This window comes from Lutimaribacter saemankumensis (genome assembly GCF_900100005.1).
GTDB lineage: Bacteria > Pseudomonadota > Alphaproteobacteria > Rhodobacterales > Rhodobacteraceae > Lutimaribacter > Lutimaribacter saemankumensis.
Map to the genome: position 1 here is coordinate 76,786 of NZ_FNEB01000010.1, position 16,106 is coordinate 92,891.

At 64.1% G+C, this 16,106-nt stretch carries 19 protein-coding genes and 2 tRNA genes; 13 read left to right on the forward strand and 8 right to left on the reverse strand.

From position 1 onward, the window contains the following. Positions 1-16 precede the first annotated feature (16 nt). The 5 genes from BLT50_RS16505 (at position 17) to BLT50_RS16525 (ending at position 3,456) form a co-directional block, all read left to right on the forward strand. Positions 17-766: a hypothetical protein gene (locus BLT50_RS16505; protein ID WP_090029993.1), complete on the forward strand. Its 750-nt coding sequence runs from the start codon at positions 17-19 to the stop codon at positions 764-766. A gap of 126 nt (positions 767-892) precedes the next feature. Beyond that, positions 893-1,297 (forward strand): (R)-mandelonitrile lyase, encoded by a 405-nt coding sequence (locus BLT50_RS16510; protein WP_090029995.1) that lies wholly within the window; start codon positions 893-895, stop codon positions 1,295-1,297. A 134-nt stretch (positions 1,298-1,431) separates the two neighbouring features. Further along, positions 1,432-1,505, forward strand: a tRNA-Gly gene (locus tag BLT50_RS16515). 66 nt (positions 1,506-1,571) lie between these two features. After that, the gene (locus BLT50_RS16520) at positions 1,572-2,636 is read left to right on the forward strand and encodes an AbrB family transcriptional regulator (RefSeq protein ID WP_090029997.1); all 1,065 of its coding nucleotides are present in this window, start codon (positions 1,572-1,574) and stop codon (positions 2,634-2,636) included. A 64-nt stretch (positions 2,637-2,700) separates the two neighbouring features. Beyond that, positions 2,701-3,456: a 3-hydroxyacyl-CoA dehydrogenase gene (locus tag BLT50_RS16525; protein ID WP_090029999.1), complete on the forward strand. Its 756-nt coding sequence runs from the start codon at positions 2,701-2,703 to the stop codon at positions 3,454-3,456. Between the two features lie 46 nt (positions 3,457-3,502). On the opposite strand, the gene BLT50_RS16530 is transcribed toward BLT50_RS16525, so the two are convergent. From BLT50_RS16530 to BLT50_RS16540, 3 genes are all read right to left on the reverse strand, one after another. Beyond that, entirely contained in the window at positions 3,503-5,323 is a 1,821-nt protein-coding gene (locus BLT50_RS16530) for an ABC-F family ATP-binding cassette domain-containing protein (RefSeq protein WP_090030001.1), read from the reverse strand. A 40-nt stretch (positions 5,324-5,363) separates the two neighbouring features. Beyond that, complete coding sequence (locus tag BLT50_RS16535; protein WP_090030113.1) at positions 5,364-6,095, reverse strand: GNAT family N-acetyltransferase; 732 nt, start codon at positions 6,093-6,095, stop codon at positions 5,364-5,366. Positions 6,096-6,184: 89 nt separating this feature from the next. Continuing rightward, positions 6,185-6,622 (reverse strand): outer membrane protein assembly factor BamE, encoded by a 438-nt coding sequence (locus BLT50_RS16540; protein WP_245723429.1) that lies wholly within the window; start codon positions 6,620-6,622, stop codon positions 6,185-6,187. 86 nt (positions 6,623-6,708) lie between these two features. Between BLT50_RS16540 and BLT50_RS16545 the strand changes: the two genes are divergently transcribed. From BLT50_RS16545 to BLT50_RS16580, 8 genes are all read left to right on the forward strand, one after another. Next, positions 6,709-7,251, forward strand: a complete 543-nt coding sequence (locus BLT50_RS16545) for a YceD family protein (protein ID WP_245723430.1) — start codon at positions 6,709-6,711, stop codon at positions 7,249-7,251. A gap of 167 nt (positions 7,252-7,418) precedes the next feature. Beyond that, entirely contained in the window at positions 7,419-7,625 is a 207-nt protein-coding gene (gene rpmF / locus BLT50_RS16550) for a 50S ribosomal protein L32 (protein WP_090030007.1), read from the forward strand. A gap of 20 nt (positions 7,626-7,645) precedes the next feature. Beyond that, positions 7,646-8,743, forward strand: a complete 1,098-nt coding sequence (gene plsX, locus BLT50_RS16555) for a phosphate acyltransferase PlsX (protein ID WP_090030009.1) — start codon at positions 7,646-7,648, stop codon at positions 8,741-8,743. Next, positions 8,740-9,711, forward strand: a complete 972-nt coding sequence (locus BLT50_RS16560) for a beta-ketoacyl-ACP synthase III (protein ID WP_090030010.1) — start codon at positions 8,740-8,742, stop codon at positions 9,709-9,711. The genes plsX and BLT50_RS16560 overlap by 4 nt, the downstream gene beginning before the upstream one ends. 99 nt (positions 9,712-9,810) lie before the next feature. Continuing rightward, positions 9,811-10,113, forward strand: a complete 303-nt coding sequence (ihfA, locus tag BLT50_RS16565; RefSeq protein WP_090030114.1) for an integration host factor subunit alpha — start codon at positions 9,811-9,813, stop codon at positions 10,111-10,113. Between the two features lie 18 nt (positions 10,114-10,131). Continuing rightward, positions 10,132-10,959, forward strand: coding sequence for a MerR family transcriptional regulator (locus BLT50_RS19590; RefSeq protein ID WP_245723431.1), 828 nt, complete (start codon positions 10,132-10,134; stop codon positions 10,957-10,959). A 60-nt stretch (positions 10,960-11,019) separates the two neighbouring features. Then, a tRNA-Pro gene (locus tag BLT50_RS16575) sits at positions 11,020-11,096 on the forward strand. Positions 11,097-11,200: 104 nt separating this feature from the next. Then, complete coding sequence (locus BLT50_RS16580) at positions 11,201-12,277, forward strand: 2'-deoxycytidine 5'-triphosphate deaminase (RefSeq protein ID WP_090030116.1); 1,077 nt, start codon at positions 11,201-11,203, stop codon at positions 12,275-12,277. 12 nt (positions 12,278-12,289) lie between these two features. Here BLT50_RS16580 and BLT50_RS16585 read toward each other — a convergent pair whose 3' ends face one another. From BLT50_RS16585 to BLT50_RS19595, 5 genes are all read right to left on the reverse strand, one after another. Next, positions 12,290-12,505 (reverse strand): hypothetical protein, encoded by a 216-nt coding sequence (locus BLT50_RS16585; RefSeq protein ID WP_090030012.1) that lies wholly within the window; start codon positions 12,503-12,505, stop codon positions 12,290-12,292. A gap of 95 nt (positions 12,506-12,600) precedes the next feature. After that, complete coding sequence (gene scpB / locus BLT50_RS16590; protein WP_090030014.1) at positions 12,601-13,284, reverse strand: SMC-Scp complex subunit ScpB; 684 nt, start codon at positions 13,282-13,284, stop codon at positions 12,601-12,603. After that, entirely contained in the window at positions 13,277-14,080 is an 804-nt protein-coding gene (locus BLT50_RS16595; RefSeq protein ID WP_090030018.1) for a segregation and condensation protein A, read from the reverse strand. Before BLT50_RS16595 ends, scpB begins: the two co-directional genes overlap by 8 nt. Further along, positions 14,073-15,083, reverse strand: a complete 1,011-nt coding sequence (nagZ, locus tag BLT50_RS16600; RefSeq protein ID WP_245723432.1) for a beta-N-acetylhexosaminidase — start codon at positions 15,081-15,083, stop codon at positions 14,073-14,075. The genes BLT50_RS16595 and nagZ overlap by 8 nt, the downstream gene beginning before the upstream one ends. Further along, positions 15,080-16,060, reverse strand: coding sequence for an SPOR domain-containing protein (locus BLT50_RS19595; protein ID WP_245723433.1), 981 nt, complete (start codon positions 16,058-16,060; stop codon positions 15,080-15,082). The genes nagZ and BLT50_RS19595 overlap by 4 nt, the downstream gene beginning before the upstream one ends. Positions 16,061-16,106: the final 46 nt, after the last annotated feature.

Here is a 16,106-nt window from a genome sequence, read left to right on the forward strand (position 1 = left end):
TGACAGGAGAAAGGTCATGAACACCAAAGGTTTCAGTCTACTCATCGGTCTGGTCACGGTCGTAGGTTTGGCCGGGTGCGTAGAAACCACCCAGGTAGGTGTTCCCAGTGATGCGACGGCACAATACTCGAAGGTCGCCTTGGTCACTCAAATCGGCGACAGGGTTGTATCGACATATTGGGAAGCCGCATTTTCCGAACCTCAACCGATTGACGGCAAGTTGGGATGGAACGCTGCGTCGGCGGCAAGCGGTTTCGTGAAGGAGCAGCTCGGCCCTGTCGGCACGGTTGTTTCAAGCGTATCCTCGCATACTGGCGCCGCGGCAAAGCAGAACGATGCGGTCATCGTGCTTCAGCAAACGCCGCTGGATATGCTGGGTCAAAACTACAATCCCGGGCGCGATTTCTTTGCGCTTGGCGGTGGGCTCATTGCAATCGCCGCGGTTGCAGGGGCCGAGAAAAACAAAGCCGAAAAATATCAACCGCGGTTTGTATTGTGGGTGCGCAACCCTGCGGCCAACAAGGCGGTTATCGGGGAAAATGCCTGTACCGTCGGTTTGACCGCATCCCTCCTGGATCCTCAAACCGGCGATCAGATTGTCGAAGGCAAACAGGTAACCGGACGATCCGTCATTCCGGGCGCCTTGCAGGCAAGGGATTGGGCACGTTTTTCGAAAAGCGAAAAGCAGCTCGTGATTTCGCATTGCTCTTTGGCGCTCCGCAGCGCGGTGTCGCAGGCACTACTGGCGCTGAAGGTCGTGCGATGAAATCAACCGCTTTCGGGCCGTTCTACCCTGCTGCCCCAAGCGCCTGCTCCGCCCCCGGCACCCAACCGCCTTGCCCTGCCCCCTCACACGGCTATCCTGCCCGCAACACATCGTCAGGAGGCAGCAATGAAAATCCACCGTGCGGGCAGCCGCCCCTCGCAAGGGCCCAACCCCGATTACTTCACCGGCACCGTCCGGTTCGATCCCGTCATCTCGGCCGAGCCGCCCGCGCGCATCAACGCCGTGACCGTCACGTTCGAGCCGGGCGCGCGCACGGCATGGCACACCCATCCTTACGGCCAGACCCTGATCGTCACCTCCGGCAAGGGCCGTATCGGCAAGCGCGGCGGCCCGGTGCAGGAAATTTCCCCCGGCGATGTCGTCTGGTTCGAACCGGGCGAAGAACACTGGCACGGCGCCGCACCCGACTGCGCGATGACCCATATCGCGATCCAGGAGAAAGAGGGCGACAGCGCCGCCGACTGGCTGGAAAAGGTGGCCGACACCGACTATCTGGCCGACCCGTCCTGAACCGCGCGGTGCCGCGCCGAAACCGCGCGGTTTCGGCATATTTACGGACCGCAGGAATATACGGGACACGGGTTTGCGGCCCGTGAAACGGTCTTGACGGAACCGGCGCGCTGGCATACCTCTGGCGCGCTCAAGCGGGTGTAGCTCAATGGTAGAGCCGCAGCTTCCCAAGCTGAAGACGAGGGTTCGATTCCCTTCACCCGCTCCAAGCCTTCCCCCCATTGGCATTCCGGTTGGCGCTGCGCTATAGCATGCAGGCAACGGACGGTTTTCAATGACGCGTGACAGCATTCTGACAACGCTGGCCCTGGTGCTGGTGGGCGGGCTTGGTGGGTTTGCGGCCCATCTTTTGCACACGCCCCTGCCTTTCATGCTGGGCAGCCTTGTGGCCACCGCTCTCAGCGCGACGCTGTTTGCCCGCGCGATCCCGGAAGGTTATGTTTTCCCTCAGAAATTCCGCCTGATCTTTTTGGCTGTGATCGGTGTGATGATCGGGGCGCAGGTGTCGCCCGACCTGCTGGACCTGCTGCCGGCGATGCTGGCCAGCTTTACCGCGATCGTGCTGTTCGTCGGGCTGGCGCATGGTGGAAACTACCTGATCTTCCGACATGTCGGAGGATACGATCCCGCCACGGCATTCTATTCCGGCACACCCGGCGGTCTGCTGGAATCCATCGCCATGGGCGAGGCCGCGGGCGCCGATATCGCCACGCTGACGATGCAGCAGTTCCTGCGGATCATCCTGGTGATCACGATGGTGCCCGTGGGGCTGTCGATCTGGATGGGCGCGCCCGTAGGCAGCGCCAGCGGCATGACCCTCGCACATGCCAGCCCGTCGGATTTCAGCCATGTGCATCTTGTTGTTCTTACGGGACTTATCGGGATCCTGATCGGCAAACCGCTGCGCCTGCCCGCCTGGCAGTTGACAGGCCCGCTATTCGCCGCCGCCATCGTCAGCTCGACCGGCCTCGGCGTGCTGGACCTGCCGAACTGGATGATCTCGGTCTGCCAGGTGGTGATCGGGGCCAGTCTCGGCATGCGGCTCGGGGGCTTGCGCGGGCGCGCGGTGCTGCGCGGTGCGGGCCTTGGTATCCTGTCGGTGGGCCTGATGCTGTCGATCGGGCTGGCGTTCGCACTGGTGCTGGTGCGCCTGACGGGACAGCCGATCGACGTTCTGATGGTCAGCTTCGCGCCAGGCGGCGTGACGGAAATGGCGCTTGTCGCGCTCAGCCTCAATGCCAACCCGGCGCTGGTGACGGCCCACCACATCTGGCGTATCATCCTGACCGTGATCGAACTGGCGTTCATCGGACGCTACGTTCAGCCGCGCACACTTTGACAGGGCGGCTGACGCTGCGTTATCTGAACGCATGTTCAATTGACCGGCAGGAAAGGCCACAGCCATGAAAATGCAAGATACCGCTGCGATCATCACCGGGGGCGCTTCGGGCCTTGGCGAGGCGACGGCGCGCCTGTTCCGCGAAAGCGGCGCGCAGGTGACGATCCTCGACCGCGACGCCGAACGCGGCCAGAAGGTCGCCGACGAGATCGGCGCGACCTTCGTCGAAACCGACGTCACCAGCGAGTCATCGGTACAGAACGCGGTCGATACCGCCGTCAAGGCCATGGGCCGCATCAACGCCGCGATCAACTGCGCGGGCGTCGGCACGGCGGAAAAGACCATCCACAAGGACGGCGCGCACAGCCTGGACCACTATAACCGCGTGATCGGCATCAACCTGGTGGGCACCTTCAACGTGTCTCGCCTGGCCGCCGTCGAGATGGCCAAGAACGACCCCACCGAGGACGGCCAGCGCGGCGTGATCGTCAACACCGCATCGGTCGCGGCTTTTGACGGCCAGAAGGGCCAGGTGGCCTATGCGTCGTCCAAGGCGGGGATCGCGGGCATGTCCCTGCCCATGGCGCGCGACCTGTCGCGCGAAGGCATCCGCGTTATGGCGATTGCACCCGGCATCTTCCTGACGCCGATGCTGATGAGCCTGCCCGAAGAGGTGCGCCAGCAACTGGCGATGGACGTCACCTGCCCCAAACGCCTGGGCGATCCGCGCGAATACGCCGAACTGGCACGGTTTATCACCGAGTCGGGTTACCTGAACGGCGAAACGATCCGCATCGACGGCGCGCTGCGGATGCGCTGATTGCGCATCACGATGCTTGCAAGACACGGCAAGGCCGGGGCGTTTCCTACGCCTCGGCCTTTTCCATGAGGGTCAGCCATTCCTCTTCGGCATTGGCCAGGGCGGTCTGGCGTTGAACCAGCGCCTCGGTCGCCTTTTGGAATTTCACCGGTTCGCGGGTGTATAGATCGGGCTGGGCCAGCAGCTCTTCCAGCTTGGCAATCTCGGCGCCGAGGCGGTCGATCTCGGCCGGCAGCGCTTCGAGCCGGTGCTTTTCGGTAAAGGTCAGCCCCTGGCTGGCGGGCTTTTCTTTCTTCGAGTCGCGCTTGACTTCTGGCTCTTTCGGCTTTGATTTTTCTGCCTTTTCCTCAGGCGCGGCTGTCTGCGCCTGGGCCTGGTAATCGCTCCAACCGCCGGCATAGACGGTGGCGCGGCCATCCCCTTCCATCGCGATGGTGGTGGTGGCGACGCGGTCCAGGAAATCGCGGTCGTGGCTGACCAGCAGAACGGTGCCGTCGAAATCGTCCAGCAGTTCCTGCAACAGGTCCAGCGTTTCGATATCCAGATCGTTCGTCGGTTCGTCGAGCACCAGAAGGTTCGATTCCCGCGCCATCAGCTTGGCCAGCAAAAGCCGCGCCTTTTCCCCGCCCGAAAGCGACCGGACAGGCGCGCGCGCCTGGGCGTCGTCGAACAGGAAATCCTTGAGATAGGCCACCACATGCTTGGGCTGACCGCGCACCAGAACCTGATCGGCCTTGCCGGAAACGCGCATGTCCGGGTCGCCGGTCAGGCTGTCCCACAGCGTCATGTCCGGGTCGAGCTGCGCGCGCGCCTGGTCGAACACGGCGGGCACGAGGTTGGTGCCATGCGTTACGGTGCCGGTGTCAGGGTCGATTTCCTTCATCAGCAGTTTAAGCAGCGTGGTCTTGCCAACACCGTTCGGCCCGACAAACGCCACGCGATCCCCGCGCAGGATGCGGATGTCGAACGGGCGCAGAATCACCTTTTCGCCGTAAGCCTTTGAAATTCCGTTCGCCTCGATCACCTTGCGGCCGGATTTCGGGCCATCGGCCAGTTCCATCGCTGCCGTGCCCTGGCGTTTGATCTGGGCGGCACGGTCGGCGCGCAATTCCTGCAGGGCGCGAACCCGGCCCTGGTTGCGCTTGCGCCGTGCGCTGATGCCTTCGACTGCCCAGCGGGCCTCGGCCTTGATCTTTCGGTCCAGCTTGTGGCGGGCGGTGTCCTCTTCTTCCCAGACCTTGTCGCGCCACGCCTCGAAGCCTTCGAACCCTTCCTCGCGGCGGCGCACGGCGCCGCGGTCGATCCAGAGCGTGGCGCGGGTCAACGCCCTGAGAAAGGCGCGGTCGTGGCTGATCAGGACAAACCCCGCGCGGGTCTGTTTCAACTCGTTTTCCAGCCAGCGGATCGCCTGGATATCCAGGTGGTTCGTGGGCTCGTCCAGCAGCATCAGGTCGGGTGCCTCGGCCATCAGCTTGGCCAGGGCCGCGCGGCGCCGCTCGCCGCCGCTGGCGGTCGCGACAGGGCGCGCGGGGTCGAATTTCAGCCCCTCGCCCGCCATCTCGACGCGATACATCTCACCGGGTTCCAAGGCACTGGCCGCATAGTCGCCCAGCGTGGCAAAACCGGCCATGTCGGGCTCTTGCTCCATGTAGCCCACGGAAATGCCCGGCGGAACGACGCGTTCGCCGGTATCGGGTTCGACCAGCCCGGCCATCACCTTCATCAGGGTGGACTTGCCCGACCCGTTGCGCCCCACCAGCGCCACCCGGTCGCCGGGCTGCACCACGAGCGACAAGCCGGAGAAAACCGGATCGCCGCCGAAAGTCAGCGAGATGTCATTGAGTTGAAGCAAAGGTGCGCGTGCCATGACGCGCAGCTATCCCCGCGCCCCGTGGCCGTCAAGCGGTTCAACCGGCCACAGCGCGCAGCAGTTTCTTGCGCGCCGGCGGAATGGCGCTGATTTCCAGACCTGTGAACACATGCAGCGTGTTCATCTGGTCATCGACGACCGCGTGATCGCTGACCCATCCCCCCATCAGCAGGTAGGTGCGCAGCAGCGGCGGCATCCGCAGCATCGCCAGCTTCGCGTCGGGCTTGCGCCGCAAAAGCTGGGCGAAACGAAAGACGCGCGGCGCCTTGACCCGCGGCAGCCAGCGTTTGGGGGCGATATGGCGGTCGCGCAGAACGGTGAAGGCATCCAGATACTGGTCGGCTTCGGTCCCCTTGAAGGACGAGCATCCAAACAGCAGCTCGACGCCGTTTTCATCGACATAGGCCGTCATCGCCCCCCAGGCCACGCGCAGGATGTCGGCGTCACGGAAATGCGGATGGATGCAGAACCGGCCCAGCTCCACCATGGGGCCGCGGAAGGTGCGCAGGCGGGACAGCTCGTAATATTGTGCGGAATAGCTACGGTCGATTTCGGCCCCGTCCTTCAGCGGCAGGAATCGGAAACAGCAGACAAGTTGCCCGGTCTTCGCGTCCTCGATCAGGACGTGCGCGCAAATGTCATCGAACCGGTCAGCATCCACGCCATCGGTTCCGTGGAAGCACAGGTGCCGCAAGCGTTGCGCGGCGGTCAGGTCGTCTGGCGCGTCGGCCAGGCGCGCGTTGTAGCGGCCCCGCTTCAGTGTCGTCATGGCGGCCATCCTGCAATGAGCCCTGCGCAAAATGTAATCGCAGGCCGAATAGCACACAAGATGTGACGACAAGGCGAAGGTTAGCGCGCTTATTCCAGAATATCGCCCGCGGCGAAGTTGCCGAGGTTGCGCAGAAGCTGCCGCAGGAAGCCGTTATCCGATGCGGCGGTTTCGGTCACGCGGCGCGTCAGCGGCACGACCTGGCCATCTTCCAGGCCAAAGCGTTCGATATTGCGCACGACGCCCGCGTTGTCGAAGGTGATGGCCAGAACCTCGCGGCTGACCACCTCGGGGCGGCGATAGGCAAAGTGGCGCACACGGCTCTGGACATAGTAATAGCCCGAACTGTCCAGGACGCCCCCGGCCGAGGGTGAGCCGACGGTTTCGGCCACGGTGTCGCGCGTATCCACGCCGACCACGATTTCGGACAATTCCTCGTCCTTGGGCACGTAGCCATGGTTGCGATAGACCGATGTACATCCCGCCACGACGAGAACGCACAGAATTGCAACGAATTTGCGGACCATCGACGCCCCCCTTGCCATGGCACCCGGTGCCTTCTATCCCGATTACAGAAGGAACCGTCAGGGTTCAAGAATGGAAGCACTGAACGATGACCAAAGCCCCGACCCGTTTTCTCATGTCCGAGCTGCCGCCCTCGCGCGCCGTCACGTTCGAATTGCGCCCCACACCCGAGGAAAACCGCGCGATTGCGGACGATCTGGGGATCTCCGGGCTTCGCAAGTTGTCGTTCACGGGCGAGCTTGCCCCCGAAGGAAAAAAAGATTGGCGGCTGATCGCGCATCTCGGCGCCACCGTCACCCAGCCCTGCGTCGTGACGCTGGCCCCCGTGACCACCCGCATCGAAGAGGACGTGGAACGCCTGTACCTTGCGCACATGCCCGAGCTGCCCGACGAGGAAGAGGTCGAGATGCCCGAAGACGACCGGGCCGAAGCGCTGCCGGATATGCTGGACCTGCAGGCCGTCATGACCGAGGCGCTGGCACTTGCTTTGCCGCTTTACCCGCGCGCGGCCGATGCCGAACTGGGCGAAACCGTTGTCACGGAACCCGGCAAGACGCCGCTGAAAGATGAAGATACCAAGCCATTTGCGGGCCTTGCCGCCTTGCGTGACACGCTGAAAAAAGACGATTGAGCCATGGCTTGCCGCACCCGCAAAAAACCGCTTGCTTATACAAGGAATCGCAGTATTTTCCGGCCTTCATCGGATTCAGGGTTGGACATGCGGGCAACACTTCTGTAACTGCCCGGTAAACCCTTGTGAAACACGGCGCAGCGCGCCACAGGAATAAAGGTTGTGACATGGCTGTCCAACAGAACAAAGTATCGAAATCGCGCCGCAACAACCGCCGCGCACATGACGCGCTGGTTGCGGCAAACCCGAACGAATGTCCCAACTGCGGTGAACTGAAGCGTCCGCACCACGTCTGCGCGGCCTGCGGCCATTATGCCGACCGCGAAGTGGTCGCCATGGTCGACGAGGTTGATCTGGACGAAGACGCGGCCTGAACGCGGGGCGATGTGTCCGCATGAGTGGCTCTCAGGATCAATCCTCGAACGCTCGCAGACGCATCGTCATTTCCGTTGACGCCATGGGCGGTGACCAGGGGCCGGCGACAGTTGTCGCCGGCATTTCGCGTTCTGCGAAGAAGAATCCCGATGTCGCGTTCATTCTGCACGGGCCCAGGGACGAGTTGGAACGACTCGTCGCCAAACGGCGCAACCTGGCCGGCCGCTGCGAGATTCGCGACGCAACCGACGTCGTCCACATGGAGGACAAGCCCAGCCATGTGATGCGCCACGGCACCGAAACCTCGATGTGGTCGGCGCTGGAATCGGTGCGCAACGGCGAAGCGACGGTCTGTGTCTCCTGCGGGAATACCGGCGCGCTCATGGTGCTGTCGATGGTCCGGCTGAAAAAGCTGCCCGGCGTGAACCGCCCTGCCATCGCGGTGCTCTGGCCGTCGCGCAACCCGCATGGGTTCAACGTGATGCTGGATGTGGGTGCGGATATCCGTGCCGATGCGCAGGATCTGCTGCAATATGCGTTGATGGGCGCGTCCTATGCCCGAAACGGCCTGGCGCTGGAACGGCCGCGGATCGGCCTGCTGAATGTCGGCACCGAAGAGCACAAGGGCCGGGCCGAGTTGAAGGCCGCGCATGACCTGATCGCGGCCAACGCCGAAAAGGCGCGGTTCGATTTCGTGGGCTTCGTCGAAGGCGGCGATATCCCGGGCAATCGCTGCGATGTCATCGTGACGGACGGGTTTACCGGAAACATCGCCCTGAAAACCGGCGAAGGCACGGCCAGCCTGATCGGCGACCTGTTGAAGGAAGCCTTTGAATACACACCGCTTTCGCGAATTGCCGCGCTGCTTGCGCTGACATCGCTAAGGCGGCTGAAAAAGCGGATCGACCCGCGCCGCGTGAACGGCGGGGTGTTCCTGGGCCTGAACGGAACGGTCGTGAAATCCCACGGCGCGGCAGACGCGACAGGCGTATCGGCCGCCGTGAAACTGGCCTTTCAACTGGCCCAGAGCGGGTTTTCGGAAAAGATCGCTGCGCGGCTTGCGGCCGCGACCTCGCAGCTGGAAGACATGAAGAACGAAAAGGACGTGGCAGAATGACGATACGGGCAGTGGTGCGGGGCGTTGGGCATTACCTGCCCGAGCGTGTCGTCGAAAACTCCGAATTCGAGGAATCGCTGGACACGAGCGACGAATGGATTCGCTCGCGCTCGGGGATCGAGCGCCGTCACTTTGCCGCCGACAACGAGACCACATCCGATCTGGCGACCCATGCCGCCAAAGCCGCGTTGGCCGATGCCGGGCTTGCCGCCGACGATCTGGACGCGATCATCCTTGCGACATCGACCGCGGACCTGACCTTTCCGTCGGCCGCCACCATGGTGCAGGCCAACCTTGGCATGACGTCCGGCTTTGCCTTCGACGTTCAGGCAGTGTGCGCGGGGTTCATCTTTGCGCTGGCCAACGCCAATGCGCTGATCGCGTCGGGTCAGGCCAGCCGCGTTCTGGTGATCGGGGCGGAAACCTTCAGCCGGATCATGGACTGGACCGACAGGTCGACCTGCGTGCTGTTCGGGGATGGCGCGGGCGCGCTGGTGCTCGAGGCGCAGGAAGGCGCGGGCACGACCGCGGACCGGGGCATCCTGTCGACCGACCTTCATTCCGATGGCCGCCACCGGGACATCCTGTATGTGGATGGCGGCGTTTCCACGCAAAGCACCGGTTACCTGCGCATGGAAGGCAAAGAGGTCTTCCGCCACGCCATCGAAAAACTGGCCGCGACAGCACATAGTGCGCTGGAAAAGGCCGGGCTGTCCGACAGCGAGGTGGATTGGATCGTGCCGCACCAGGCGAATATACGCATCATCCAGGGCACCGCGAAAAAGATGGGCCTGCCGATGGATCATGTCGTCGTCACCGTTCAGGATCACGGCAACACCTCGGCGGCGTCCATCCCGCTGGCGCTGTCGGTGGGACGCGCGCGCGGGCAGATCAAGCAAGGCGATCTTATCGTCACCGAGGCGATCGGCGGCGGGCTTGCCTGGGGTGCTGTGGTGCTCCGCTGGTAAGAGAAAATCCGGCATGTAAACGCCGCTCTCCAAGTCATTGATATTGACTCGTAAATTGCCCTGCCCCTATCATCCCGAAAACCGCAGGGGGATATGTGGATGTCTGGCAAAACCTTAACGCGTATGGATCTGAGCGAGGCGATATACCGCGAGGTCGGTTTATCGCGCAACGACGCCAGCCAGTTGGTCGAAACGGTGCTTGATCACATGTCCGATGCGCTGGTGCGCGGCGAGCAGGTCAAGATCTCTTCTTTCGGGACGTTCTCGGTACGCGACAAGGCCGCCCGTGTCGGCCGCAACCCCAAGACCGGCGAAGAGGTTCCGATCAACCCGCGCCGGGTGCTGACCTTCCGGCCCTCGCATCTGATGAAGGACCGGGTTGCCGCAGGTAACAAACGGTAAGGAAAGGACAAAAGGGCGATGGCGAAATCCCCTGACGCATTCCGCACCATCAGTGAAGTGGCGGAATGGCTGGACAAGCCCGCCCATGTCCTGCGCTTCTGGGAAAGCAAGTTCACGCAGGTGAAACCGGTCAAGCGCGCCGGCGGACGCCGCTATTACCGGCCCGAAGACATGCTGCTTTTGGGCGGTATAAAAAAGCTGCTGCACGACGATGGCATGACCATCAAGGGCGTGCAGAAAATCCTGCGCGAACAGGGCGTGAAATACGTGGCCTCGCTGTCGCAACCGCTTGACGAAATCAGCCAGGCAACTGACTCGCACGACACGATCGACGCAACGCCGGCACCGGCGCCACCCGTGTCCGACCCTGCCCCGACCCCGCCCGAGACAGCGGATCCGCCGGTTTCCGCGCGTGACAGCGACGATGAAGCCACTCAGCAGGATATTGACGCGAAACCGGAAGAAGGCCCCGCAGAACCCGTCCCCGTGCCGGAAGAGGTGGACACAGCCGAGGCCGACACCTGGGACGACGGAACTGCCCTGCCCGCCTTTCTCCGCATGAGTCAGGCGCGCGCACAGGCGCCGGACAAGGGCACGGAAGAAACTTCGCAAGATGGCGAACCGGACGCGGACGAACCCGATGCCGAACCCGCAGCACCGGCGATTGAACAACTCGATCTGCCCGAGGTTCCGCCCCTGGATCAGATCGACGCCGCACCCGGCGTGATTTCGGCGGCCCTCGCACGGCGATTGCCGTTGGACGCTGCCACGCGGGCGAAACTCTCTGCCGCGCGCGACGATCTGGCCCGTCTGCGGACGCGCCTGGCGCAAAACGCCAAAGAGTGACGAAAGGCGCGAAATTCGCCCTTGCCCCCCGGCGCAAATCCGGTATGTAGGCGCAGTCGTCGGGCTATAGCGCAGTCTGGTAGCGCGTCCGTCTGGGGGACGGGAGGTCGTAGGTTCGAATCCTGCTAGCCCGACCATCATCCACCCCGCCCCAGCCAATCCATTGAAAACCGCGCGATTTGCCTTGCGTTCCGCGCGATTTTTCCTGCAAAACACCCCGGACCATCAGGGGACGGATGCGATGACAGGGGTTCTTGCCAGCCAGCAGATCGAAGGGTTGTGTGACAGCGGTGCGATCACGCTGGATGCGCCGCTGGCCGAAGGCCAGGTGCAACCCGCGAGCCTGGATTTGCGGCTGGGAAACACCGCCTACCGGGTGCGCGCGTCGTTCCTTGCCGGGCATGGCCGCCGCGTCGAAGACCGCCTTGAGCAATTCGAGATGCACCGCGTCGACCTGCGCGAGGGCGCGGTTCTGGAAAAGGGCTGCGTCTATCTTGTGCCGCTGATGGAGTCGCTGGCACTGCCGGGCGACATCCATGCCGTCGCCAACGCCAAAAGCTCGACCGGGCGGTTGGACCTTCTGACTCGTGTCATCACCGATGGCGGGGTCGAATTCGACCGGATTCCCGCGGGTTACCAAGGCCCCCTGTTCGCCGAGATCTGCCCGCGCTCTTTTTCCGTGCTTGTGCGCCCGGGGATGCGGCTGAACCAGATCAGGTTCCGACAGGGGCAAGCGGTGCTTTCCGACGATGAATTGCGTGCGCTTCATGCCCAACAGCGCCTTGTCGATGGCGAGGCGGTGATCCAGGACGGGCTGGGGTTTTCGGTTGACCTGACCGCGGGGCCGCGTGGCCTTGTGGGGTATCGCGCCAAGCCGCATACCGGGGTGATCGACCTTGAACGGACCGGTGCCTACGACCCGGCCGATTTCTGGGAAGAGGTGATTTCCCATGACGGCCAGATCATCCTCGATCCCGGCGCGTTCTACATCCTCGTCAGTCGCGAGGCCGTGCATATCCCGCCCGACTATGCAGCCGAAATGGCCCCCTATATCGCGATGGTGGGCGAATTCCGTGTGCATTACGCGGGCTTCTTCGACCCCGGTTTCGGCCATGACGCCGCGGGCGGCGCCGGATCGCGCGGCGTGCTCGAGGTTCGCTGCCACGAAGCGCCCTTCGTGCTGGAACACGGGCAGGTCGTGGGGCGGCTGGTCTATGAACGCATGTCGCAAGCGCCGCGTCAGGTATATGGCGCGGGTATCGCGTCGAATTATCAGGGCCAGGGGCTGAAGCTGTCCAAACATTTCCGTGCGGGCTGACCCGCGCGGCGTTCAGAACTTGCCGACGCGCCGCGTGATCCGTGCGGCCTTGCGCGCGGTACGTGCGGCCTGCTTGCCCTTACGGGCCTGCGAGCGTTCCGCATCGGTCATCTGGTCACGGGACTTGCCGCCCCCGGACACCCGGTCAATTCCGGCGTTGAGGCCCTTGTTGACCACTTTTCGCACGAACATGCGCGTGATCATGTTGATAAGCTGATTGGCGTTCATCGCGCCCTCCTTTCCTGCCTCACCTCACGATATAGCAGGAAATTACGCAAATTTCAGGGCATCGCCGCAGGTTTCCCGCGACATGGCGCGCGCGATCAGTCCTCGAACAGTTCGCTCTGGCCTTCGGCCGTTTCTTCCTCGGCGTCCTGATCGCCCTCACCCATCTGGGGCATCACGCCCGGCGGCGGGCGGTTGTCCAACAGCCCGGCGGCGCGCAATTCCTTGAGGCCCGGCAGGTCACGGGCCGATTCCAGGCCGAAATGATCCAGGAATTCCTGCGTCACCACGAAGGTGACAGGCCGGCCCGGCGTCATGCGGCGGCGGCCGAAACGGATCCACTCCATTTCAAGCAACTGGTCGACCGTGCCGCGGCTGACGGCGACACCGCGGATTTCCTCGATCTCGGCGCGCGTGACGGGCTGGTGATAGGCCACGATCGCGAGGGTTTCGATGGCCGCGCGCGACAGCTTGCGCGTCTCGACCGTTTCCTTCTGCATCAGGAAACCGAGGTCGGGCGCGGTGCGGATCGCCCAGGCGTCGCCCACCCGTACAAGGTTCACGCCACGGCCTTCGTAGCGTTTGCGCAAATGCACAAGCGCCTCGGCGGCGTCGCAGCCATGCGGCATGCGGCCGTTCAACTCCTTCACGGTGACGGGTTCCGCACTGGCGAAAAGGATCGCTTCGACCATGCGTTCCTGTTCGCCCATGGGCGGGGCTTCGAACAGGCTCTTTTCCTCGGTTTCGGCGGCGTCCTGCGGCATGTCTGTGTCGTCAGCCATCGCTCTCTCCTCGTCTGCGCAGCTGGATCGGCGCGAATGTGTCGGACTGGCGCAGCTCGACCCGGCCTTCCTTGGCCAGTTCCAGCGATGCCGCGAATGTCGCCGCTGTGGCCGAGCGCAACCGCACCGGATCGGACGACCAGCCATCCGGGAGATAGGCGGAAATATCCGTCCATGTGCCGGCAAACCCGATCAGCCCGCGCATTCGGTCCAGGGCCTGTTCCATGGTGAACACGCGGTCGCGATCCATCACGAAGGGGCGGAACTCGTCACGGGTGCGGATGCGGCTGTAGGCCTGCATCAGGTCCAGCAGAGTCGCGGTATAGGTCACGCGTTTTACACGCTCGACATTTTCGGGGATGCCGCGCACAAAGAAATCCCGCCCTTTCTGATCGCGCGCCATCAGCCGGGCGGCGACATCGCGCATCGCCTGCAGGCGTTCGAGCTGGAAGGCAAGGTGGGCGGCCAGTTCCTCGCCCGAGGGGCCCTCTTCGGTCGGGTCGGGCGGCAACAAAAGGCGCGATTTCAGAAAGGCGAGCCACGCCGCCATCACGAGGTAATCGGCCGCCAGTTCGATGCGCAGTTGCTTGGCCTTTTCCACGAAGGCCAGGTATTGCTGCGCCAGATGCAGGATCGAGATCTTGCGCAGGTCCACCTTTTGGGTGCGTCCCAGCGTCAGCAGCAGGTCCAGCGGGCCTTCGAACCCGTCCACATCGACGATCAGCGCCTCGGCGGCAAGCCGGGCGGCAACGCTGTCTGTATCCTGCGTGTCGTCGAATTCGGGATCGTCAGTCATCCGGGCGCCCGTTCAATAGCGCCTCCAACTTGGCCGCAAGGGCGGGGATGTCAACCTCGTCCGGTGTTTTGCGCGCCTCCAGGGCGCGCTCCGCCCGTGCCTGCGCCGCGTCCGACATCGGCCCGGCAGCCCCGGCCACCGCGCGGCGTTCGTCCAGCGAGCCGTTGCAATGCAGGATCACGTCGCAGCCCGCATCGAGCGCCGCACGGCTGAGATCGGCCAGATCGCCCGAAAGCGCCTTCATCGAAATGTCGTCGGTCATGATCAGACCGTCGAACCCAATCTCTTCGCGGATCAGGCCCATGATGCGTGGCGACAGGGTCGCGGGGCGCTCGTCCAGCGCGGAATAGACCAAGTGTGCGGTCATCCCCATCGGCAGGTCGTTCAGAGCCTTGAACGGCGCAAAATCGCTGGCGCGCAACGTTGCGGGATCGTCGGCGACGACCGGAAGGTCGAAATGGCTGTCGACCACGGCGCGGCCATGGCCGGGGATGTGTTTCAGCACCGGCAGAACGCCGCCATCCAGCAGCCCGTCGGCGGCCGCGCGGCCCAGGCGGGCCACGGTGCCGGCATCGAAACCGTAGCAGCGGTTTTGCAGAAATGCATGGGTATCGGGGGTGGCCACGTCGACCATGGGCGCACAATTGCTGTCTATACCCAGGGCGTGCAGTTCGTCGGCAATGATGCGGTACCGCAGGTACATCGCCTGTTCGGCTTGCGCCCCCGCGCGCTGGACGTGTTCGAGCGGCGGCAGCCATTCGCGCCAGCGTGGCCCGCGCAGGCGTTGCACGCGCCCGCCCTCCTGGTCGATGGTGATGGGGGCATCGCGGCCCACGGCCTCGCGCAGGTCGCCACACAGCGCCCGCACCTGGTCCGGCGTATCGATGTTGCGGGCGAACAGGATGAAGCCGAAGGGGTTTGCCTCGGCGAAGAAGCGCTTTTCGTCAGGCGTCAGGCGCAGACCATCCGCATCGAGGATGGTCGCACCGAAGCTTGCGCTCACCGCGTCACCACGGGGATGCAATCGGCCTTTTCGCTGACGAAGGCCGCGCAGAAGCGGCGCGCATCGGCCAGGTCTTCGAAGCCCATGGCGCGCAGACGATAAAAGGTGCGCCCACCCGATTGTGCACGTTCGATCACGCGATCCTTGCCTTCCATGTAATGGCCAAAGCGGATTTCCAGCCGGTCCCATTCGCGGCGCGCGATGTCTTCGCTGTCATAGGCGCCAAGCTGCGCAAGGCGTGTGCCAGCGGGAATGTCCGCGGGGTCGACATCGCGCGCACCCGCGGCGGCGGCGACGGCCGCAGCGACGGCGGCGGGGTCCACGCTGGCGACGCGCTGACCGATACTGGCAGGGCGGAGCTGCGGACGCAGCGACCGCGCAAGCCCGGTGGTCGGGCGGTCGGTTTCGACCTCTTCGGCAATCTCGGCCACGGTCTCGTCAGCGGCGGCGGTTTCGTCCTGCTGCGCATCCAGGGGCTGCGCGCCGGCTGTCAGCTGCGCCACGATGTCGTCCACGCTGGTCGCGGCGGGCTGGATCGGTGCGTCGGTGACGGGTTCGCCTGCTTCGGCGTTGCTCTGCGGGGCCGGTTCGACGGCCGGCAGGTTGTCCTGAACAGGCGCTGCGGCAAGCTGCGCGGCAGGTGCGTCCTCATCGGTAAGGTCGACCGGCCGTGGCGCCAATACAAGGCGGTCGGCGGGATCTTCGGCGGTGCCCACGGCGGCGACGCTGTTCACCGCAAGCCCCTGGTGGGCCGCGGGACGCCCGCCGGGATCGTCGGGTTGCACCCGCATCGGGCCTTCGGCTGCGCGCACCACCGGAACGCCGCTGACGTCGCGCACCAACAGCTTGTAACCCCAGACAGCCACGCCGATCAAAAGCGCCACGGAAATAGCCGCGCCGATCCAGTTCGCCACCGTTCCGATAGGAGTGCCCGCCACAGGCTGCCCGCCCTGCGCGTTCAGGTGTAGTTCCGCCATGTTTCGCCTCACTGCCACCGGCGATACGTTGCCACCGGGGTTTCTT

Coding starts and splice junctions, on each gene's coding strand:
- BLT50_RS16505 (WP_090029993.1), top strand. CDS start 17: ATGAACACCAAAGGTTTCAGTCTACTCATCGGTCTGGTCACGGTCGTA.
- BLT50_RS16510 (WP_090029995.1), top strand. CDS start 893: ATGAAAATCCACCGTGCGGGCAGCCGCCCCTCGCAAGGGCCCAACCCC.
- BLT50_RS16520 (WP_090029997.1), top strand. CDS start 1,572: ATGACGCGTGACAGCATTCTGACAACGCTGGCCCTGGTGCTGGTGGGC.
- BLT50_RS16525 (WP_090029999.1), top strand. CDS start 2,701: ATGAAAATGCAAGATACCGCTGCGATCATCACCGGGGGCGCTTCGGGC.
- BLT50_RS16530 (WP_090030001.1), bottom strand. CDS start 5,323: ATGGCACGCGCACCTTTGCTTCAACTCAATGACATCTCGCTGACTTTC.
- BLT50_RS16535 (WP_090030113.1), bottom strand. CDS start 6,095: ATGACGACACTGAAGCGGGGCCGCTACAACGCGCGCCTGGCCGACGCG.
- BLT50_RS16540 (WP_245723429.1), bottom strand. CDS start 6,622: ATGGTCCGCAAATTCGTTGCAATTCTGTGCGTTCTCGTCGTGGCGGGA.
- BLT50_RS16545 (WP_245723430.1), top strand. CDS start 6,709: ATGACCAAAGCCCCGACCCGTTTTCTCATGTCCGAGCTGCCGCCCTCG.
- rpmF (WP_090030007.1), top strand. CDS start 7,419: ATGGCTGTCCAACAGAACAAAGTATCGAAATCGCGCCGCAACAACCGC.
- plsX (WP_090030009.1), top strand. CDS start 7,646: ATGAGTGGCTCTCAGGATCAATCCTCGAACGCTCGCAGACGCATCGTC.
- BLT50_RS16560 (WP_090030010.1), top strand. CDS start 8,740: ATGACGATACGGGCAGTGGTGCGGGGCGTTGGGCATTACCTGCCCGAG.
- ihfA (WP_090030114.1), top strand. CDS start 9,811: ATGTCTGGCAAAACCTTAACGCGTATGGATCTGAGCGAGGCGATATAC.
- BLT50_RS19590 (WP_245723431.1), top strand. CDS start 10,132: ATGGCGAAATCCCCTGACGCATTCCGCACCATCAGTGAAGTGGCGGAA.
- BLT50_RS16580 (WP_090030116.1), top strand. CDS start 11,201: ATGACAGGGGTTCTTGCCAGCCAGCAGATCGAAGGGTTGTGTGACAGC.
- BLT50_RS16585 (WP_090030012.1), bottom strand. CDS start 12,505: ATGAACGCCAATCAGCTTATCAACATGATCACGCGCATGTTCGTGCGA.
- scpB (WP_090030014.1), bottom strand. CDS start 13,284: ATGGCTGACGACACAGACATGCCGCAGGACGCCGCCGAAACCGAGGAA.
- BLT50_RS16595 (WP_090030018.1), bottom strand. CDS start 14,080: ATGACTGACGATCCCGAATTCGACGACACGCAGGATACAGACAGCGTT.
- BLT50_RS19595 (WP_245723433.1), bottom strand. CDS start 16,060: ATGGCGGAACTACACCTGAACGCGCAGGGCGGGCAGCCTGTGGCGGGC.